This window comes from Flavobacterium sp. GSB-24, assembly GCF_027924665.1.
GTDB lineage: Bacteria > Bacteroidota > Bacteroidia > Flavobacteriales > Flavobacteriaceae > Flavobacterium.
The window spans coordinates 1,069,264-1,090,257 of sequence record NZ_AP027043.1 but is presented as its reverse complement, the minus strand read 5'-3'; the positions used below and the strand labels follow the sequence as shown (position 1 = coordinate 1,090,257).

The window sequence follows — 20,994 nt, the reverse complement described above, 5'->3', positions numbered from 1 at the left end:
TTTATATCAAATGTTTTCATTACAAAATAAAAAAGCAATTATCACTGGCGGAGGAAGCGGAATTGGAAGAGCGATTTCAGTTTTATTTGCTAAACAGGGAGCTGAAGTTCACATTTTAGAATTGACTGAAGAAAGTGCAAAAGAAACGGTTGCAGAAATAAAATCAAACGGCGGAAATGTTTTCGCACATGCCTGCGACGTTTCGAACCACGAACAAGTGAAATCAACTTTCGAGAAAATCGGAAATATTCATATTCTGGTAAACAACGCCGGAATTGCTCACGTTGGAAAAGTAGACACGACTCCAGAATCTGATTTTGACCGTATTATGAATGTAAACGTAAAAGGAGTTTACAACTGTCTTCACGCATCGATTCCTGCACTTAGAAGCTCTGGCGGAGGTGTAATTTTAAACTTGGCTTCTATTGCCTGCTGGGTTGGAATTCCTGACCGTTTTGCTTATTCTACTGCAAAAGGAGCGGTTATGGCCATGACTTTATCAGTTGCAAAAGATTATTTGAATGATAAAATCAGATGTAATTCTATTTCTCCTGCAAGGGTTCATACGCCTTTCGTAGACGGATTTATTGCTAAAAATTATCCAGGAAAAGAAGAAGAAATCTTCGAAAAATTATCTCAATCACAACCAATCGGACGTATGGGAAAACCAGAAGAAATCGCAACTTTAGCATTATTCTTGTGCAGCGACGAATCGTCTTTCATCACAGGTTCAGACTACCCAATTGATGGCGGATTCATCAAATTGAACAACTAAAATATTAAAAAAAAAAAACATAGCCACGAATTACACAAATTTCCACAAATTTTAATTCGAGAAAATTCGTGTAATTCGTGGCAAGAAACTAAAAATTAAAATATGAAACTTATAAGATTTGGAGAAGAAGGAAAGGAAAAACCAGGTGTTTTACTAAATGATAAAAGATATGATGTTTCGTCTATCGTAACAACAGATTACAACGAAGCTTTTTTTGAAAATGACGGATTAGCAAAATTAGAAGAAGCTTTAAAAAACAATCCATCTTTACCAGAAGTTAGTGATTCAGTACGTTTGGGTTCGCCGGTTGCGCGTCCTTCAAAAATTATCTGCATCGGATTAAATTATGTAGATCACTGTGAAGAAACTGGCGCTGCAATTCCAGAAGAACCAATTATTTTCTTCAAATCTACAACTTCTTTATGCGGGCCAAATGATAATTTGATCATCCCAAAAAACAGCGAAAAAACAGACTGGGAAGTAGAATTGGCTTTTGTTGTAGGTAAAAAAGCGAGCTATGTTTCTGAAGAAGATGCACCAAATTATATCGCAGGATACTGTCTTTTAAACGATTACAGCGAGAGAGCTTTCCAGATCGAGCGTGGCGGACAATGGGCAAAAGGAAAAGGTTCTGATACCTTTGCTCCTCTTGGACCAATTATGGCAACTCCAGACGAAGTGGGTGACGTAAATAACCTAAAAATGTGGCTTACTGTAAACGGAAAAACATTCCAAAACAGTAACACTTCAAACTTGATTTTTAAAATTCCATTCTTGGTTCATTATTTAAGTCAGTTTATGACCTTGCTTCCTGGCGATGTTATTAGTACAGGAACGCCTCCGGGAGTTGGTTTAGGAATTAAACCAGATCCAATTTACATTAAAGCAGGCGACATAATCGAATTAGGAATCGAAGGTTTAGGCACAAGTAAGCAGACTGCTGTAGCTTATCAACAAAAATAAAATTATGGCAGCTCAAAAATTTTGTCTTGCACTAGACTTAAAAGACGACGCAGATTTAATTGCAGAATACAAACACTTGCATGAAAATGTGTGGCCAGAAATAAAAAAAAGCATTCAAGATGCTGGAATTTTAGTTTTGGATATTTATTGCACAGGAAATAGACTTTTCATGATCATTGAAGGCGACGAAAATTTCTCTTTTGAGAAAAAAGACAAAGCCGACGCTGCAAACGAAAAAGTTCAGGAATGGGAAACTTTAATGTGGAAATTTCAGCAAGCACTTCCTTGGGCAAAACCAGGACAAAAATGGATTTTGATGGATAAGATATTTGAATTGTAATTGATTAAAAATATTCCGTTAGGAATATCTCATCGGTAGAAAAAAATATTATCGTTTTGCATTAATGTCCTGTAGGGACATCTGATTTATAAAAATATATGTACCCGTCAATTAATCAAACGTTCCTACGGAACGTTCAACCGTAACTCAAATTTAATTTCTACCGACGAGACATTCCTACGGAATGAATCTAGAAACGTTTTTTTTTGATAAACAAAGCCCTGATTATTCAGGGCTTTTTTCTTTTTGAATATTTAGTAATACTCTATGTTGGCTATCAAATGATCGTGTATTTTGACAAACGGATATTTTTCATTCCAGACATACACTGCCGAACAAAACCAATTTTTCTTTTTAAATCTGCATTTCCCCAGCTGATAGAAAAACAAATTTTAAAAATAAAGCGGATTTCCAATTGGAATCCGTTTTTTGTTTTTGAAAAAAATAACAATAATATTTTAACATGAAATAAATTATTATTCATCCTTTTGATTACTTTTAGCAGCTAAAAATAAACCTCAATTAACCAAAAAATGAAAAAATTAATTATTGCATGCTTACTTATTTCTGGAGCCGCATTTGCTCAAGATATGAATGTAGTGAAAGGAAACTTTGACTTTTTAAAAGATCAAAAAGAAATCAACACAGAATTTGATTATAGTAATTTTACTATGATGAAAGAAAACAAACCGGAATCACAATATGTTGAAGAGCATATAGCCGATTTAGACAAAAAAGCAAAAGGAAATGGAAATCTTTGGCACAAAAGATGGGTTGTGGCAAAAGATCAGATCTGGACTCCTAAATTTTTAGAAATCGGAAATATTGTAATGACAAAAGCTGGTAAAGAGGTGAATTTTCAGGAAGGACTAAACACACCTTACACTTTAATTGTACAAACCGTTTGGATTTATCCAGGATGGGATGCAGGAATTATGAAACAGCCGGCAAAAGTTACTACCAATTTAAAGTTTGTTGAAACAGCAAATAAATCAAATGTCTTATTAGAAATTTCAAGTGTAGATGCACCTGGAGATCAATATGGTAGTAATTTCAATAACGAAAGCAGAATTGGAGAAGGATACGCAAAAACAGCAAAATCATTATCCAAACTTTTATTAAAAAAAGCTTTTAAATAAAAATCTCAAATATTCCGCAGGAATATCTCATCGGTATAAAAAAATATTGTCGTTTTGCATTAATGTCCTGTAGGGACATCTGATTTACGGAAATAATATACCTGAATCGATTAATCAAACGTTCCTACGGAACGTATTATCGCAATTCAAATTTCATATTCTACCGACGAGACATTCCTACGGAATAAATCTAGAAAATGAATTATCTTTCTATAAAAAAGCCCTGATTATTCAGGGCTTTGTTCTTTTTGCATATTTAGTAAATACGCCATATTGGCTATGACATGATCATGTTTTTTCACAAACGGATTTTCTTCATTCCATACATAACCCGCCAGAACAGAACAAATTTTTTCTTTCACATCTGGATTTTCTGGCTGATGGAAGAATAAAGTCTGAAGATTTCCAGTATACCATTCTTTCACGTAAGTGGTAAAAACTGCAATTCCGTTTTTCATGTATTGGGTAAATTCAACTTCCCAGTCAACAGGAATTCCCTGCGATTCTTTCAAATATAATTTTGCCGCCAGCATTCCAGATTCGGTTGCAAAGGCAACTCCAGAAGAAAAAACTGGATCTAAAAATTCAGAACTATTTCCAGTCAACGCAAAACCATCGCCGTACATTCTTTTTACCGCTCTTGAGTAGTTTTCTAATTTAACAGGTTCGAACAAAAATTCAGTTCCTTTAAATCTTTTAATATAATAATCAGACTTCTGAATAGCATTTTTCAAAGCCTCAGCATTATCTTTATTTTCAGAAAGCGAATTGATAAAATCTGTCGGACCAACAACTCCCAAACTTGTATTTCCATTCGAAAACGGGATTACCCAAAGCCATACTTCTGTTTCCAAAATATCAAAAGAAATCTGAGTCCCTTCCTCTCCTTCTGGTCTGTTAATATCTTTTACATGCGTAAAAATAGAAGAATGCGGATCTAATTTCGAAGGCGTATCCAAATCTAAAAGCCTTGGAAGAACACGACCATATCCGCTAGAATCAATTATGAATTTAGCGTGAATCTCTTTTAAGTTCCCGGCTGCATCTTTTACAATGGTTTTTGAATTCTTTCCTTCAAAAGAAACTTCTAAAACCTCTGTTTCAAACTCCAAATCAATTCCTTTACGCACAATTTCCTGTGCCATTGTATTATCAAAATCAGCACGAGGAACCTGCCAGGTCCAATCCCACCCTTCACCAAATTTTTTACTAAAATCAAAAACACAAATTTCTTCTCCTCTAATAAAACGAGCTCCTAGTTTTTTCTCGAAGTTCATCGCATCCAGTGCCTCAAACAATTCTGCCTCAGCAAAATGGTCCATAACACGAGGAATAAGACTTTCGCCTACTACCAGTCTCGGAAACTTCGTTTTTTCTACAACTTTAACCTTAACATTGTTTTTAAAAAGATAGGATGCCGAAACACAACCAGATGGTCCTGCACCAATCACTAAAACATCAACAAACTCCTTTGTCATATTAGAATTATTATCATTAATTAACCTACATTTGCCTACATCAAAATAACTACATTTATTTTGATAAATAAAATTAAATTAGCACAACCAAAATCGATTTAATGAATACAATTAATGAATATTTAAGTTTAACGGAATTTGAAGCCATAATATTTGGAAATCAAAAAGTTAAAATTAGTGATGTCGTTCTAAACCGCGTAAACGAGAGTTTTAACTTCTTAAAAGAATTCTCAGGAAACAAAGTTATATACGGAGTAAATACTGGCTTTGGTCCAATGGCTCAATATAGAATTAAAGAGTCTGATCAAATTCAATTACAATATAATTTAATTAGAAGCCACTCTTCTGGAACAGGAAAACCATTAAGTCCTGAGTGTGCAAAAGCTGCAATTTTAGCAAGATTAAATACTTTGTCTTTAGGAAATTCAGGAGTTCATTCTTCTGTAATTCATTTAATGGCAGAATTAATCAATAGAGATATTACGCCCTTAATTTTTGAACACGGCGGCGTGGGTGCCAGCGGTGACTTGGTACAATTATCACATTTAGCTTTAGTGTTAATTGGTGAAGGCGAGGTTTTTTATAAAGGAGAAAGAAGACCAACACCAGAAGTTTTCGAAATTGAAGGTTTGAAACCAATTCAAGTAGAAATTAGAGAAGGTCTGGCATTAATCAACGGAACTTCTGTAATGACAGGAATTGGAGTTGTAAATGTTCATTATGCTCAAAAATTATTAGATTGGTCGTTAAAAGCTTCTTGTGCAATTAACGAATTGGTTCAAGCTTATGATGATCATTTCTCAGCAGAATTAAACCAAACCAAACGTCATAAAGGACAACAGGAAGTGGCAGAAAGAATGAGAAAAAATCTTTCTGACAGTACTTTGATCCGCAAAAGAGAAGACCATTTATATTCTGGTGAAAATACCGAAGAAATCTTCAAAGAAAAAGTTCAAGAATATTATTCACTAAGATGTGTGCCTCAAATTTTGGGACCTGTTTTAGAAACTATAAATAATGTAGCTTCTATTTTAGAAGACGAATTTAACTCGGCAAATGACAATCCAATTATAGACGTAAAAAACAAACACGTTTATCACGGAGGAAATTTCCACGGAGATTACATTTCGCTTGAAATGGATAAACTGAAAATCGTTATTACCAAATTAACGATGCTGGCAGAACGTCAATTGAATTATTTATTGAATTCAAAAATCAACGAAATCCTTCCTCCATTTGTAAACTTAGGAACATTAGGATTTAATTTCGGAATGCAGGGAGTACAATTCGTTGCAACTTCAACAACTGCCGAAAACCAAATGCTGTCAAACCCAATGTACGTTCATAGTATTCCAAATAACAATGACAATCAAGACATTGTAAGTATGGGAACAAATGCTGCAGTAATCACATCAAAAGTTATTGAGAATTCTTTTGAGGTTTTGGCTATCGAATTAATTACAATCGTTCAGGCAATTGATTATTTAGGACAAAAAGATAAAATTTCGTCTGTTACTAAAAAATGGTACGACGATGTTCGCAATATAATTCCAGAGTTTAAAGAAGATCAGGTAATGTATCCTTTTGTGCAAAAAGTAAAAGATTATTTGATAAACAGTTAATTCTGTACTTCACATTATTAATATTGAATCTTAAAATCATGAAAAAAACATTTATTTTTTTGTTGCTGTGCTGCATTCAATTTGTTAATAGTCAAGAATTGGCATTAGTTAAAAAGAATTCAAAAATTGGATATATTACCAAAGACGGTTCTTTTAAAATTGAGCCTCAATACAAATCTGCCAGAAGCTTTTCTGAAGGATTGGCTGCTGTTGAAAATGGCGGAAAATGGGGTTTTATTGACACGAAAGGAAGCTGGATAATTCCTGCCTCTTTTGATGATGCAAAAGATTTTAACAGCGGAATTGCCATTGTAAAAACAGGAAAAGAATGGGTTTATATTGATAAAAAAGGAGAAATTCAAAAAGCTCCTGCTTCTGAAAAATTATTTGATTTTAGTAATGGAGTTGCTTTCATCAGACAAAACAATAAAGTTGGTTTGATTAACAATAAAATGACGGTTGTATTAGAACCAAAATACGATCAGATTAAACCTTTTGAAAATGGTTTTGCAAGAGTTGAACTCAACAAAAACTGGGGAATCATAAATACCGATGGAAAGGAAGTAGTTGAACCTGCTTACGCTGAAATCGGAAATTATTTCAAGAACACAACTTGGGCGAGAAAAGATAAAACTTTCGGATTAGTAAGTTCTGGAAAATTTATTCCAGTTGATGGAGCTGAAAAAATCTGGGATTTTGAAACCCAAGATTTGACGTATGCCAAAAAGAACGGAAAAATTGGATATATCGATTTAAAAGGAAATTGGGCAATTCTTTCAATTTATGATAAAGGAAAAGCTTTCTCTAAAAATCTAGCGCCAGTTTTGGTTGGAAAAAAATGGGGATTCATTAATCCGAAAGGAGAATTTGTTATTGAACCAACTTACAGTGATGCAGAAGTTTTTAGTATAAACGGCTTGGCTCCAGTAAAAGAAAGCAATTGGGGATTTATCAACGAATCTGGAAAACTGGTAATTCCAACACAATACGGCATCACTACAAATGCTATTATTGCGATGTTTGTACAGCAGGATAAAGGATTTATTGATGGTGTTGCGAGAGTAAAAAACGAAGGAAAATGGGGATTCCTTAAACCAGACGGAACTGTATTAAGCAACCAATGGTTTGAAAATGCTGAATTATTTTCAAAATCAGCAGAAAAACCTCAGTCAGCATCTGCTCCAGCTGAAGCCCCAAAACAAGAAACAAAAACAACGAAATCTGCTGCTAAATCGACTACGAAAGCAGCAGCTAAGAAAAAGAAATAAATTTCACTTATGAAGTGTGTATTAGTAACAGGCGGTTCGCGAGGAATCGGAAGTGCTATTTGTAAAAAACTAGCCGTAGAATCTGATTATCATATTCTGATTAACTATCATTCGAATCAAACAGCTGCCGAAGAAACATTACAAGAAATACAAAAATTAGGCGCAACAGGAGAAATTTTAGGTTTCGATGTTTCTAATTTTGAACAAGTACAAAACGTTTTAACGCAATGGCAGGAAGCAAATCCTGAAAAATTAGTTGAAGCAATTGTAAACAATGCCGGAATTACAAAAGACGGGCTTTTTATGTGGATGACTCCCGAAGACTGGAACGGCGTTTTGAATACAAGTGTAAACGGTTTCTTTAATGTGACACAATTTTTTATTCAAAAAATGCTACGCAATAAATATGGCCGAATTGTAAATATGGTTTCGGTTTCTGGAGTAAAAGGAACTGCGGGACAAACCAATTATTCGGCAGCAAAAGGCGCAATTGTAGCAGCAACAAAAGCTTTGGCTCAAGAAGTGGCAAAAAGAAATATTACAGTAAATGCTGTTGCCCCTGGTTTTATCAGAACTGATATGACAAGTGAGCTGGATGAAAAAGAATTATTAAAGCTGATTCCGGTAAATCGTTTTGGAGAAGCCGAAGAAGTTGCAGATTTGGTAAGCTTTTTGATTTCTAAAAAAGCAAGCTATATTACTGGAGAAATTATCAATATAAACGGCGGAATATATTCTTAAAGAATAGTATGTTTGCGAGATTATTTTAAGATTTTAAACATAGAAAATTACACTTTAAGGATAAAAAATTACTTTGAAAGACGATGAATAGAAGAGTTGTAATTACTGGAATGGGAATTTATTCTTGTATCGGAACTTCTTTAGACGAAGTAAAAGATTCACTATACCAAGGAAAATCTGGTATTCAGTTTGATTCTGAACGTAAAGAATTTGGTTTCCAATCAGCTTTAACAGGAATGGTTCCGAAAGCCGATTTAAAAAATTTACTGACTCGCAGACAGCGTATGAGCATTGGTGAAGAGACCGAGTATGCTTATATGGCAACTATAGAAGCATTGAAAAATGCAAATATTGATGATGCTTTTTTTGATGAGCATGAAGTGGGTATTATGTACGGAAACGACAGCGTTTCTAAAGCAATCATTGATGCAACAGATATTGTACGAGAAAAAAAAGACACAGCCTTAATTGGTTCTGGAGCAATTTTTAAATCGATGAATTCTACCGTAACAATGAATCTTTCGACGATTTTCAAACTTCGCGGTATCAATCTTACTGTGAGTGCAGCCTGCGCAAGCGGTTCGCATTCCATCGGATTAGCCTATTTTTTAATAAAAAGCGGATTTCAAGATATTATAATTACCGGCGGTGCACAGGAAATTAATAAATATGCCATGAGCAGTTTTGACGGACTTGGCGTTTTTTCTAACCGAGAAAGCGATCCTGAAAAAGCCTCAAGACCTTTTGATAAAGATCGTGACGGATTAATTCCGAGTGGCGGCGGCGCAACTTTGATTCTTGAAAGTTATGAGTCTGCAATCGCAAGAGGTGCCAATATTATTGCAGAAATCGGCGGTTACGGATTTTCTTCAAACGGCGGGCATATTTCAACTCCAAACGTTGAAGGGCCTGCAACAGCAATGAAACGTGCACTTGATGATGCAAAATTAAATGCTTCGGACATTGAATACATAAACGCTCATGCAACCTCAACACCTGTTGGAGATGCAAACGAAGCAAAAGCTATCTTTGAAGTTTTTGGAGAAAAAAATCCTCCTGTAAGTTCTACAAAATCAATGACAGGCCACGAATGCTGGATGGCAGGAGCCAGCGAAATAATCTATTCTACCTTAATGATGCAGCATGATTTTATTGCTCCAAACATCAATTTGGAAAATCCAGATGAAGATGCTTCAAAATTAAATTTAGTTAAAACTACGTTAAACAAAAAATTTGACATATTTTTGTCCAATTCTTTCGGTTTCGGAGGAACCAACTCTGCGTTGGTGGTTAAAAAGTTTAAATTGAACGATGAATAAAGAAGAGATTATAGCAAGAATTAATGGTTTTTTGGTTGATGAATTTGAAGTAGACAATGACGATATTGAACCAGATGCTAATTTAAAAGACACACTTGGATTAGACAGTTTAGATTATGTTGATCTAGTCGTTTCTATCGAATCTAATTTTGGTGTAAAACTGGTTGAAGCTGATTTTGTCGGAATTGCTACTTTTCAGAATTTCTATGACCTAATCGAAACTAAACTAAAAGCCAAAGCTGTTTAATGAGTCAATGGGATGGCAAATCAAAAGGAACAGTTTTAGGTTATAAAATATTCGTTTTTTTGATTCAAAAAGCGGGTGTCAAAGCCGCTTATGTCTTACTTTATTTTGTCGCTTCCTATTATTTTTTATTTCTAAGAAAAAGCAACAAAGCCATTTTTTATTATTTTAAAGAAAGGCTGCAATATTCCAGTTTCAAATCCAAGAAAATGGTTTTCAAAAGTTACTACACTTTTGGACAGACTATTATTGATAAAATTTCGATTTCTGCTGGTCTCAGAAATAAATTCACTTACGAATTTGACGGAATCGAAACGCTTAAAAAGCTCCTTGCCGAGAAAAAAGGCGGCGTTTTGATTAGCGCGCATGTCGGAAATTTCGAAATTGCAGAACATTTTTTTGGAGAAATAGATCTTGATTTCCAAATCAATCTAGTCACTACAGATTTAGAACATTCTGCGATTAAGAATTATTTAGAAACCGTTACCCAAAAACCAACCGTTAAATTTATCATCATTAAAGAAGATTTGTCTCATATTTTTGAGATCAATGCTGCTTTGGCCAATAACGAATTGGTTTGTTTTACTGGTGATCGTTATTTTGAAGGCACCAAATCTTTATCTGAAAACTTTCTTGGAAAAGAAGCAAATTTCCCAGCTGGTCCTTTTCTAATTGCTTCAAGACTTAAAGTTCCTGTAGTTTTTGTTTATGTAATGAAAGAGCCCAATCTGCATTATCATTTATATTCAAGAGAAGCAGAAGTAAAACACCGCGATGAAAAAACACTTTTAAAAGAATATGTAAAAAGCGTTGAAAGTATTCTAAAAAAATATCCCCTTCAATGGTTTAATTATTTCGATTTTTGGAATGCTTTTAAAGGTTCATAGCTGCAAAGGCTAAAAGTTGCAAAGGTTTTTTTGAAAAAATAATTTTTACAAATCTTTTAATCTGTGGTAAAAACTAAAAATCATTTTTTGGAAGTTAAACCCAATTAACTACAAATGGTAAAAAATTCAGGAATTAGCGACAAACAAAACTTTGCGCATCAAATAAGAAAATTCGTTTAAATAAATTTACCTATTTTTGCTAACCACCAAAGCGAAAAAACCCAAATGAAAAATGTTCTCATAATTTATTATTCTCAGTCGGGGCAACTGGAATCTATTGCAAGAAACATTGCAAAACCATTTCTAAACTCAGAGAATATAAATCTCACTTTTCACGAAATACAATTAGAAAAACCATTTCCTTTTCCGTGGAATAAAGATTCTTTTTTTGATGCTTTTCCAGAGTCGTTTTTACAGATTCCGACAGCATTAAAACCTGTACCAGAAGAAATTTTAAATACAAAATTTGATTTGGTACTTTTTCATTATCAGGTTTGGTATTTATCGCCATCAATTCCGATTAATTCATTTTTAAAAAGTGATGATGCAAAGAAAATTTTAAATAATACGCCTGTTGTTACAATCAGCGGTTCTAGAAACATGTGGATCATGGCGCAGGAAAAAATTAAAGTTCTGCTGAAACAAGCAAATGCAGATTTAGTTGGAAACGCCGCTTTGGTAGACCGCGTTGGAAATTTAATCAGCGTGATAACAATTGTAGAATGGATGTTTTCTGGTGTTAAGAAAAAGTATCTCGGTATTTTTCCGCTGCCAGGAGTCTCAGAAAAAGACATACAAGAGTGCAGTCAGTTTGGAGAAATCATATTAGATTCCTTAAACAATAACAATTTTGCTAATTTACAACCAAAATTAGTCGAAGCTGGAGCTGTAAAAATAAGTTCATATTTAGTGACTGTCGACAAAACAGCCAATAAAATTTTCAATAAATGGTCAAATATCATTTATAAAAATCAAAAAAACCGAAAACAGCTTCTTAAAGTATTTAATGTTTATTTATTCCTTGCGATATGGTTAATTTCACCAATAGTGTATATATTGCACCTTATTACCTATCCGCTTAAGTTAAAAACTATAAAAAAGGAAACTCAATATTATCAAGGAGTTTAGAAGACGAAATTTAGATTATGTTTGAAGTATATATTACAAAAGCTGCAAAATATTTGCCAAATGACGCTGTTTCTAACGATGAAATGGAAGCTTATTTAGGACTTATCAACGATACTGCCTCAAAAGCAAGACGTATTATTTTGCGCAATAATAAAATTACAAGCCGATATTATGCTGTTGATAAAGATGGAAAAAGCACTCACAGCAATGCCGAATTAACAAAAAATGCAATTTTGCCGTTATTCGATGAAGATTTTACGCCTCAGGATTTAGAAGTACTTTCATGCGGAACCTCAACTCCGGATATTTTCCTGCCTTCGCACGCTGCGATGGTTCATGGTTTATTAAAAAACAAATCGGTAGAATTAAACTCTTCAACAGGAGTTTGCTGCGCTGGAATGAACTCTCTTAAATTTGGTTTTCTTTCCATACGCTCTGGAAATTCAAAAAATGCAATCTGCACAGGATCAGAAAAAGTTTCAACCTGGCTGAATGCCCAAAAATACAATCACGAAGCAGACAATTTAAAAAGTCTGGAAGAACAGCCAATTATTGCTTTCAAAAAAGATTTTTTACGCTGGATGTTATCTGACGGAGCTGGTGCTTTTCTTTTAGAAAATAAACCAAGAGGCCCAATTTCACTAAAAATAGAATGGATGGAAGCTTTTTCGTATGCTTACGAATTAGAAACCTGCATGTACGCCGGAGGTGATAAATTAGAAAACGGAGAAATCAAATCATGGAGCGATTACGCACCAGAACAATGGTTGAACGAATCTGTTTTTTCTATCAAACAAGACGTTAAATTATTAGACGAATTTATCTTGTCAAAAGGTGCCGAAAGCATGAAAGATGCGATGGACAAAAACAATATCAAGGCTGACGACGTTACTTATTTTATTCCTCACGTTTCTTCTAACTTTTTTGTGGAAGGATTGAAAAAAGGATTAACAGAGAAAGGAATTGGAATGAGTGATGATAAATGGTTTATGAATCTTTCGAGAGTTGGTAATGTGGGTTCTGCCTCTATTTATTTGGCTTTAGAAGAATTAATGAATTCAGGAAATTTGAAAAAAGGAGATCACATTCTTTTATCAGTTCCAGAAAGCGGAAGATTTTCTTTTGCATATGCATATTTAACAGTTTGCTAATGGAAACAATGGCGCTTCTAGAAAAAGAAATGGTAGAAAATTTATTGCCGCAAAAGTTCCCTTTTGTGATGGTTGATGCTATGCATTCTTATACTGAAACTTCTTTGGTTTCGGGTTTGAAAATTCAGCAGGACAATATTTTCGTCAACAACAATACTTTTCTAGAGGCTGGTTTAATAGAACATATGGCACAATCTGTGGCACTGCATACTGGTTATCAGTTCTTTTTAAGAAATGAAACTGCACCAACTGGCTATATTGGTTCTATTAAAGAAATTGAAATTAAAAAACTTCCAGCGTTAAACGAAACCATTCAATCTGAAGTAACGATTTTGCAGGAATTTGCAGGAATTACTTTGGTAAATATCGTGACAACTTTAAATAATGAAGAAATTGCAAACGGACAGATGAAAACTGTTTTAGCAAAATAATATTATGATCGTGAATACTGGAGTTGACATACAAAATTATTTACCGCACCGAGCACCAATGCTTATGGTAGATTTGATTTTGGATATTGATGCCAACTTTGTAGAAACCATTTTTTTGATAAAAGAAGACAATATTTTTGTTGAAAATAATGTTTTTATCGAAGCCGGTTTAATCGAAAATACGGCGCAGACCTGCTCGGCCATTGTTGGAAAAAAATACTTTTTTGACGAAGACGGAACAGAAAATGAGAACGTAAATGTAATTGGATTTATCAGTGCCTTAAAAAATGTAAAAATTCATTCGCTGCCAAAAGTCGGCGATACCATAATTACCAAAGCAGATTTAGTTTCAAAATTCGCTGGCGACGATTACACTTTATGCACAATGAACTGTAAAAGTTCTGTCGAAGACCAGTTACTTTTAGAATGCGAAATTAACTTGTTTATTCAAAAAACAGTTTCGGTTGGATAATTCAAAGAAAATTATTTTGCATCTAGTAATTCGAATCGGAATTTTGATTCTTTTACTTGGTTTGGTTTTCTTATTTTGGCATTTTACTTACGACCCTCATAAACTTTGCGACGAAAACGGACATAAACATGTAGATGGCGGTTTAGGATTTTTTATCATGCTTTTTTTAATCACTCAAATGTTTTATTTGGGATTACTAATAGAAATGATTTATTTATTTGTGAAGAAACAGCGAATTTTAGCATTCGCAAATCTCGGATTTTTAATAATTAGTTTATGTATAGTTTCTATCTGTATGTTTCTAATAAATTAAATTAGCACTATGGAAAAAGATAAAGTACCTCAAGATAAAAGTAACTTAACAAAAAATAACGTCAAAGAGCTTTTGTACGCAACTGATGAAAATGGCAATTACACCACAACCTTAAGTACTGGCTGGGAGCCAAAAACAATTGCATTATCGAATTCTATCGATGAAATAAACGAGCGTATTTCTGAAGCTAAACAACAAGTTTTAAGTGGTGAAGCAAGTCCGATTGTTTATTTTATGGAAGTCAACAAAATGGATCTTACAATTTTAGCCAGTTATGTCGGAATGTGGAAATGGCGCGTAAAAAGACATTTTAAACCTGAAGTTTTTGCCAAACTAAACGACAAAATCTTGAAAAAATATGCGGATACTTTTGAAGTATCAATTGAAGAATTAAAAAACAGTATCACCAAATAATGGAATTATCTTTCACACATCATCAGTCTGCTCATTGTGAGAATGGAGTAGCGTCGAATCTGCTAAAAAACAGCGGACTAAACATCAGCGAACCGATGGTTTTTGGTATAGGATCCGGATTATTTTTTGTATATCTGCCTTTTATAAAAGTCAATTATGCACCTGCGATAAGTTATAGAACTTTGCCGGGACAGATTTTCAATAAAGTTGCGAATCGATTAAATCTAAAAATAAAAAGACAAAAATTTTCTTCTGTTGCAAATGCAAATAAAGCTTTAGACGAAAATTTAAAAAATAATATTCCAACCGGTTTACAAGTTGGCGTTTACAATTTAAGTTATTTTCCTGACGAATATCGTTTTCATTTCAACGCACACAACTTAGTCGTTTACGGAAAAACCGAAACTGATTATTTAGTGAGCGATCCTGTTATGGAAACCGTAACCACTTTAACGCACGAAGAATTAGATAAAGTTCGTTTTGCAAAAGGAGCCTTTGCACCTCGCGGTCAAATGTATTATCCAATTCAGGTTCCAAGCAACGTTGATTTGAAAAGTGCCATCATTAAAGGAATCAAAAATACCTGTCGCGATATGCTTGCGCCAATGCCAATTGTTGGTGTTCGAGGCATCAAATTTGTTTCAAAGCAAATTAGAAAATGGCCAATCAAACATGGAACCAAAAAAGCCAATCATTATCTGGCACAAATGGTTCGTATGCAGGAAGAAATTGGAACTGGAGGCGGTGGTTTCCGTTTTATTTATGCGGCATTTTTACAGGAAGCTTCGGTTATTTTAAATAATGAAGAATTAAAAGATCTGTCTAAAGAAATGACAAAAATTGGCGATTCATGGAGAGATTTTGCGGTTGAAGCATCCAGAATTTACAAAAACAGAAGTGCCAAAGAAGACGCTTACAACACCATTGCCGATGAACTTTTGGACATTGCCAACAGAGAAGAAATCTTTTTCAAAAAACTAAAAAAAGCCATCAGCTAAGATATTTTGCAATCCATAATTAAAATAGAATCACTTTCGAAAAAGTACAAAGATGCAGACCAGTATTCTTTGAACAATGTTTCGCTAAATATAAATGAAGGAGAAATTTTTGGACTTCTGGGTCCAAACGGCGCCGGAAAAACAACCTTAATTTCGATGCTCTGCGGATTGGTTAAACCGACTTCGGGTCATTTTACTATTGATGGTTTAGATTATCAGCATCATTCTTCAAAAATTAAAAAAATCATAGGTGTTGTTCCTCAGGAATATGCCTTATACCCTACTCTTACAGCAAGAGAAAACCTGCATTATTTTGGAAGTATGTACGGTTTAAAAGGTTCAGATTTAAAAGATAAAGTAATCGAAACTTTAGATCTTTTGGGTTTACTAAAATTTGCTGATAAAAGGGTAGAAACCTTTTCGGGCGGAATGAAACGCCGTGTCAATTTAATTGCTGGAATTCTGCACAAACCAAAAGTTTTATTTTTAGATGAACCAACCGTTGGTGTTGATGTTCAGTCTAAAAATGCTATTATCGATTATCTAAAAGTGTTGAACGAAAACGGAACCACTATTATTTATACTTCGCATCATTTGGCTGAAGCCGAAGATTTCTGCACCAATCTTGCCATTTTAGACCGAGGACAAATTTACGCCAAAGGAACACCTTCAATTTTAATCAATTCTGTTGAAGAAGCCCGAAATCTCGAAGACGTTTTTATTTCATTAACCGGTAAAGACCTGAGAGATGATATATAAAATTTGGATGTCTATTGTAAAAGAATTTTTACTGCTTAAACGCGATTTAGGCGGTTTGATTATTCTGTTTATCATGCCTTTGGTTCTGGTCATTACCGTTACATTGATTCAGGACAGCACTTTTAAAAAAGTCAGCGATTCTAAAATCCCGATTTTATTGGTTGACAACGACAAGGGTTCTGTTTCTAAAACTGTTTTTGATAATTTAGAAAAAAGCGATTTGTTTAGCGTTGTTACAAAACTCGACGATAAAACGATTACGGAAGATGTTGCCAGAGAAAATGTTTACAAAGGCAAATTTCAATTGGCAATTGTAATCCCAGAAAATTTAAGTTCTGATTTACAGGCAAAAGTGGATCAAAATGTCGAAAAAATTGTAAGCAGTTTAGGCATGACCGATAGTACTGCTGCCAGCGAACCTCAACGAATTATAAAAGAAAAAGAAGTAAAACTGTATTTTGATCCGGCGGTTCAAATGAGTTTTAAAAATGCGGTCATGAGTTCAATCGACAAAATGATTTCGCAAATTGAAACTAAATCTATTTACACGACTTTTCAAAATCAGCTTGGAGAAGGAAATGCGCAATTTGAACAAAAAAGTTTCATTTCATTTAAAGAGATCATTCCGAAAATAAACAACAAAGAAGTTCGTCCAAACTCAGTGCAGCATAATGTTCCGGCGTGGACACTTTTTGCGATATTTTTTATCGTGATTCCGTTATCTATTAATATTGTAAAAGAAAAATCGCAGGGAACATTTGTTCGACTAAGAACCAATCCGGTTTCGAATTTAGTCGTGATTATCGGAAAAACCATTACCTACTCTATCATTTGTATGATTCAGTTTTATATGATGGTTGCCGTTGCAGTGTTTTTATTTCCATCAATCGGACTTCCATCTTTAAATATTGAGGGCCATTTAGCTTTAATGAGCGTTGTGGCGCTATTTTCAGGATTTGCCGCAATTGGATTCGGAATTTTATTGGGAACCGTTGCGAGCACTCAGGAACAATCAGCTCCGTTTGGTGCAACGAGTGTAATCATTCTGGCCGCAATTGGCGGAGTTTGGGTTCCGGTTTTTGCCATGCCGAAAATCATGCAGATTATTGCCAAATCATCTCCGATGAACTGGGGATTAGACGCTTTTTATGACGTTTTACTTCGTAACGTTTCTTTCCTCGAAATCATTCCAAAAATAAGTTTGTTATTTTTGTTTTTCATTCTTACAACATCCATCGCATTATTTTATGACAAAAAGAAAAGAACAGTATAACGAAGCCACAGACTTAACCGTTTCGCACGAAATCAGAATTCGTTTTAACGAAACTGATCCGTTGGGAATTGTTTGGCACGGCAATTATATTACCTATTTTGAAGATGGACGAGAAGCGTTTGGACGTAAACACGGACTTACTTATCTGGATATTGGAAATACAGGTTACACAACACCAATAGTAAAATCAAAATGCGAACATAAATTGTCTTTGCGCTACGGCGATGTCGTAACAATTGAAACAACAGTTGTTGACACGCCCGCAGCCAAAATGATTTATCGTTTTAAAATTATTGACGAAAAAGGTGAAGTAGCGTGTACGGGAGAAACCGTTCAGGTTTTTTTAGATAAAGAAGGAAATTTAATGCTTACGAATCCGCCTTTTTATGAGGAATGGAAACGAAAAGTGGGGTTATTGAAGTAGAACACGGATTTCACGAATTAGCACTAATTTATTTTAGTTTTCCGTTTCCTGCAAGGTTTTAAAAACCTTGTAGGTATAAATTGAAAATCATAAAAATCTGCAAAATCTTCGTGTAAGCTTTTTTAGATAACGCTTTAAATAAAAATACCTACAAGGTTTTGAAAACCTTGCAGGAATAAAAACAACATAAAATCTGCTTAATCTGCAAAATCTGCGTGAAACCTTTTTTTTAAGATGAGGCTTTAAAATAAAATATCTACAAAGTTTTAAAAAACCTTGCAGGAGAAATCGAGATCATAAAATGTTAAGAGAAATATACATCACAGAAACAAATTGTATCACGCCGTTAGGTTTTGATGTTGAGTCCAATATTGAAGCGATTCTTCGTGGTGATTCAGGAATTCAGCTTCACAATGACATTTCTTTGATGCCGAATTCATTTTATGCTTCAATCATTTCTGATGAAAAAATAAACAGTGCCTTTGCAAAAATCAGTACTGAAACCCAATATTCCCGTTTAGAGAAAATGATGATTTTGGCTTTAGAGCCGATTATCAAAAATGCTGGAGTTGAATTAAATTCAAAAACGGCTTTTATACTTTCTACTACGAAAGGAAATGTTACGGCTTTAAAAGACAATTCTGAAGCAAGTTTTAATAACGCACATTTAGATGTTTTAGCAAAAAACATTGCCGATTTCTTCCATTTTCAAACACAGCCAATTGTAGTTTCAAATGCCTGCGTTTCTGGAATTTTAGCCGTTTCAATTGCTAAAAGAATGATTCAGTCTGAACTTTATGACAATGTTTTTGTGGTTGCCGGCGACGAAGTTTCAGAATTTGTTTTGTCTGGATTTAATGCTTTTCAGGCGATGAGCGATCTGCCATGTAAACCGTATTCTAAAAACAGAACCGGAGTAAGTTTAGGCGAAGCAACCGCTGCGATTTTAATTTCGGCGGAAGCCAAAAATGCCAAAATAAAAATAATTGGAGACAGTTCGATAAACGATGCGAACCATATTTCAGGTCCGTCAAGAACGGGCGAAGGTTTGTTCAGAAGTATCCAGAATGCTTTGAAAGAAGCCCAGATCGAAGCTAATAAATTAGATTATATTTCAGCACACGGAACCGCAACGCCATTTAACGATGAAATGGAAGCGATTGCATTCAGCCGTTTGGGTTTACAAAATGTTCCTGTAAATAGTTTAAAAGGATTTTACGGTCATACACTTGGCGCTTCGGGACTATTGGAAACAGTAATCGCGATTGAATCTGCGAATCAAAATACACTTTTTGAATCGAAAGGTTTTGATGAAATTGGCGTTAGTGAACCTATCAATGTGATTGAGAAAAATGAAGAGGCGACTATTAAATATTTTTTGAAGACAGCTTCTGGATTTGGAGGTTGTAATACGGCTGTGGTTTTTGAAAAGATAAAATCCAACTTGTAAATTTTCCTTACAAGTTCAAAATTTAAATATTTATGAATTTAGATCAATCCCTTTTTAAAAAAGCTTTAAAAATTCAAGGTTTTGATTTTAAAAATGATGTAGTAAAAGTAACGGATAAAATTATTGAATTTCTTGAAAACTTAAATTTATCTAAAGACTTAATAACTTTTTTTAAAACATTTTCCTTTAGAGAAGAAATCAATTTTGGAAGCATATATTTTAATTGTGTAAACAGAATTAGAATAGAAAATCTTGAAGAGGAGAACAAAGAAATTTATAAAAAAGATTTGTTAATAATTGGTTCAGGTGCAAATGGTGATCCAATTGTGGTAAATACTAAAACATTGAATGTTGGATATATTTTTCATGACATTCTTTGGGAAGAAGAAAATATTGAAGATTTAAATAAAGTTTATATTGATCTCAAAATGAGTATTGGAACTTTTTTTTATAAATCAGTAACAGAAAAAGTTTTTCCTATTGATGCTTATGAAGCGGAAGATTACATAAAATAACAATGGCTCAAAACAAAACCTACATACAATCCTATATCACCATCCAAAACAACGAAATTGTTTTGAACGGAACTTCTGTATTCAAAATTGAACCTACAGATTTTGCTGATTTCTCTAAACAAGCGTACCGTAATTTTGAAATGCAATATCCAAAGTTTTTCAAAATGGATGCTTTGAGCAAACTTGCTTATTTAGGATCAGAATTGCTTTTGAGTCCGATCACTTCAAATGAAGAGGAAAATAATATTGCTTTGGTTTTGGCCAATAAATCGTCAAGTTTAGATACCGATATAAAATATCAGGAATCAATTTCAGACAAAGAAAACTATTTTCCGAGTCCGGCGGTTTTTGTTTATACACTGCCAAATATTTGTTTGGGCGAAATAAGTATACGCCATCAGCTTAAAAGTGAAAATTCTTTCTTTATATTTGATGCTTTCAATTCTGAGTTTTTGTGGAACTATTCAGGGATTTTGTTAAACACAAATAAAGCTGATACCGTTCTTTGTGGCTGGGTTGAATTTTTTAACGACAATTATAAAGCTTTTCTTTGCACGATCAGCAAAGAAGAAAACGAAAAATATACAAACGAAACTATCAATACATTATACAATAAATAATCATGGAAGCATTAAAAGAAGAATTAAAAAATAAAATCATTACGACTTTAAACCTTGAAGATATCACAATCGAAGACATTGCTGATAACGATCCTTTGTTTGGAGACGGTTTAGGTTTAGACTCGATTGATGCGCTTGAATTGATCGTGATTTTAGATAAAGACTACGGAATTAAATTAGTAGATCCGAAAGAAGGAAAAACAATTTTCCAGTCTATCGAAACTATGGCGGCTTACATTAGCGCGAATAGAACAAAGTAAGACTTACTTA

The 20,994-nt window shown here is 34.0% G+C and carries 24 protein-coding genes; 23 read left to right on the top strand and 1 reads right to left on the bottom strand.

The annotated features are described in order from the left end of the window. Positions 1-10: 10 nt before the first annotated feature. From QMG60_RS04975 to QMG60_RS04960, 4 genes are all read left to right on the top strand, one after another. The gene (locus QMG60_RS04975; protein ID WP_281867080.1) at positions 11-775 is read left to right on the top strand and encodes a glucose 1-dehydrogenase; all 765 of its coding nucleotides are present in this window, start codon (positions 11-13) and stop codon (positions 773-775) included. Positions 776-877: 102 nt separating this feature from the next. Then, on the top strand, positions 878-1,738 hold the full coding sequence (locus QMG60_RS04970) for a fumarylacetoacetate hydrolase family protein (RefSeq protein WP_281867079.1): 861 nt from the start codon (positions 878-880) through the stop codon (positions 1,736-1,738). 4 nt (positions 1,739-1,742) lie between these two features. Continuing rightward, positions 1,743-2,078 (top strand): L-rhamnose mutarotase, encoded by a 336-nt coding sequence (locus tag QMG60_RS04965; RefSeq protein WP_281867078.1) that lies wholly within the window; start codon positions 1,743-1,745, stop codon positions 2,076-2,078. Positions 2,079-2,611: 533 nt separating this feature from the next. Further along, on the top strand, positions 2,612-3,217 hold the full coding sequence (locus QMG60_RS04960) for a hypothetical protein (RefSeq protein WP_281867077.1): 606 nt from the start codon (positions 2,612-2,614) through the stop codon (positions 3,215-3,217). 227 nt (positions 3,218-3,444) lie between these two features. Here the strand turns inward: QMG60_RS04960 and QMG60_RS04955 are convergent, their stop codons facing one another. Then, positions 3,445-4,695: a tryptophan 7-halogenase gene (locus QMG60_RS04955; protein ID WP_281867076.1), complete on the bottom strand. Its 1,251-nt coding sequence runs from the start codon at positions 4,693-4,695 to the stop codon at positions 3,445-3,447. Between the two features lie 101 nt (positions 4,696-4,796). On the opposite strand from QMG60_RS04955, the gene QMG60_RS04950 reads away from it, so the two are divergent. The 19 genes from QMG60_RS04950 (at position 4,797) to QMG60_RS04860 (ending at position 20,984) form a co-directional block, all read left to right on the top strand. Next, positions 4,797-6,317 carry an aromatic amino acid ammonia-lyase gene (locus tag QMG60_RS04950; RefSeq protein ID WP_281867075.1) on the top strand — a complete coding sequence of 507 codons (1,521 nt, stop codon included), beginning with the start codon at positions 4,797-4,799 and terminating at the stop codon, positions 6,315-6,317. Positions 6,318-6,355: 38 nt separating this feature from the next. After that, on the top strand, positions 6,356-7,585 hold the full coding sequence (locus QMG60_RS04945; RefSeq protein ID WP_281867074.1) for a WG repeat-containing protein: 1,230 nt from the start codon (positions 6,356-6,358) through the stop codon (positions 7,583-7,585). Positions 7,586-7,594: 9 nt separating this feature from the next. After that, a complete protein-coding gene (fabG, locus tag QMG60_RS04940; protein WP_057115547.1) occupies positions 7,595-8,326 on the top strand; it encodes a 3-oxoacyl-ACP reductase FabG in 732 nt (243 codons plus the stop codon). An 83-nt stretch (positions 8,327-8,409) separates the two neighbouring features. Beyond that, positions 8,410-9,645, top strand: coding sequence for a beta-ketoacyl-[acyl-carrier-protein] synthase family protein (locus tag QMG60_RS04935; RefSeq protein ID WP_057115546.1), 1,236 nt, complete (start codon positions 8,410-8,412; stop codon positions 9,643-9,645). Beyond that, positions 9,638-9,892 (top strand): phosphopantetheine-binding protein, encoded by a 255-nt coding sequence (locus tag QMG60_RS04930; RefSeq protein WP_057115545.1) that lies wholly within the window; start codon positions 9,638-9,640, stop codon positions 9,890-9,892. The genes QMG60_RS04935 and QMG60_RS04930 overlap by 8 nt, the downstream gene beginning before the upstream one ends. Next, on the top strand, positions 9,892-10,776 hold the full coding sequence (locus QMG60_RS04925) for a lipid A biosynthesis acyltransferase (protein WP_281867073.1): 885 nt from the start codon (positions 9,892-9,894) through the stop codon (positions 10,774-10,776). The genes QMG60_RS04930 and QMG60_RS04925 overlap by 1 nt, the downstream gene beginning before the upstream one ends. Before the next feature lie 225 nt (positions 10,777-11,001). After that, positions 11,002-11,904 (top strand): dialkylrecorsinol condensing enzyme DarA, encoded by a 903-nt coding sequence (locus QMG60_RS04920; protein WP_281867072.1) that lies wholly within the window; start codon positions 11,002-11,004, stop codon positions 11,902-11,904. 17 nt (positions 11,905-11,921) lie between these two features. Continuing rightward, positions 11,922-13,055, top strand: a complete 1,134-nt coding sequence (locus QMG60_RS04915) for a beta-ketoacyl-ACP synthase III (protein ID WP_281867071.1) — start codon at positions 11,922-11,924, stop codon at positions 13,053-13,055. Then, entirely contained in the window at positions 13,055-13,486 is a 432-nt protein-coding gene (locus QMG60_RS04910; RefSeq protein WP_281867070.1) for a hypothetical protein, read from the top strand. The genes QMG60_RS04915 and QMG60_RS04910 overlap by 1 nt, the downstream gene beginning before the upstream one ends. 4 nt (positions 13,487-13,490) lie before the next feature. Beyond that, entirely contained in the window at positions 13,491-13,958 is a 468-nt protein-coding gene (locus QMG60_RS04905) for an ABC transporter permease (RefSeq protein WP_281867069.1), read from the top strand. 322 nt (positions 13,959-14,280) lie between these two features. Next, the gene (locus QMG60_RS04900; protein ID WP_281867068.1) at positions 14,281-14,685 is read left to right on the top strand and encodes a hypothetical protein; all 405 of its coding nucleotides are present in this window, start codon (positions 14,281-14,283) and stop codon (positions 14,683-14,685) included. Next, positions 14,685-15,683 carry a BtrH N-terminal domain-containing protein gene (locus QMG60_RS04895; protein WP_281867067.1) on the top strand — a complete coding sequence of 333 codons (999 nt, stop codon included), beginning with the start codon at positions 14,685-14,687 and terminating at the stop codon, positions 15,681-15,683. The genes QMG60_RS04900 and QMG60_RS04895 overlap by 1 nt, the downstream gene beginning before the upstream one ends. A 6-nt stretch (positions 15,684-15,689) precedes the next feature. Beyond that, complete coding sequence (locus tag QMG60_RS04890; protein WP_281867066.1) at positions 15,690-16,442, top strand: ABC transporter ATP-binding protein; 753 nt, start codon at positions 15,690-15,692, stop codon at positions 16,440-16,442. Then, entirely contained in the window at positions 16,432-17,715 is a 1,284-nt protein-coding gene (locus QMG60_RS04885; RefSeq protein WP_281867065.1) for an ABC transporter permease, read from the top strand. Before QMG60_RS04890 ends, QMG60_RS04885 begins: the two co-directional genes overlap by 11 nt. Further along, on the top strand, positions 17,690-18,139 hold the full coding sequence (locus QMG60_RS04880) for an acyl-CoA thioesterase (protein WP_057115534.1): 450 nt from the start codon (positions 17,690-17,692) through the stop codon (positions 18,137-18,139). Before QMG60_RS04885 ends, QMG60_RS04880 begins: the two co-directional genes overlap by 26 nt. A gap of 301 nt (positions 18,140-18,440) precedes the next feature. Beyond that, positions 18,441-19,589, top strand: a complete 1,149-nt coding sequence (locus tag QMG60_RS04875; RefSeq protein ID WP_281867064.1) for a beta-ketoacyl synthase N-terminal-like domain-containing protein — start codon at positions 18,441-18,443, stop codon at positions 19,587-19,589. Positions 19,590-19,621: 32 nt separating this feature from the next. After that, positions 19,622-20,104: a hypothetical protein gene (locus QMG60_RS04870; protein WP_281867063.1), complete on the top strand. Its 483-nt coding sequence runs from the start codon at positions 19,622-19,624 to the stop codon at positions 20,102-20,104. A 2-nt stretch (positions 20,105-20,106) separates the two neighbouring features. Further along, positions 20,107-20,724 (top strand): 3-oxoacyl-ACP synthase, encoded by a 618-nt coding sequence (locus QMG60_RS04865; protein WP_281867062.1) that lies wholly within the window; start codon positions 20,107-20,109, stop codon positions 20,722-20,724. A gap of 2 nt (positions 20,725-20,726) precedes the next feature. Then, positions 20,727-20,984, top strand: a complete 258-nt coding sequence (locus tag QMG60_RS04860) for a phosphopantetheine-binding protein (protein WP_012023174.1) — start codon at positions 20,727-20,729, stop codon at positions 20,982-20,984. Positions 20,985-20,994 lie beyond the last annotated feature (10 nt).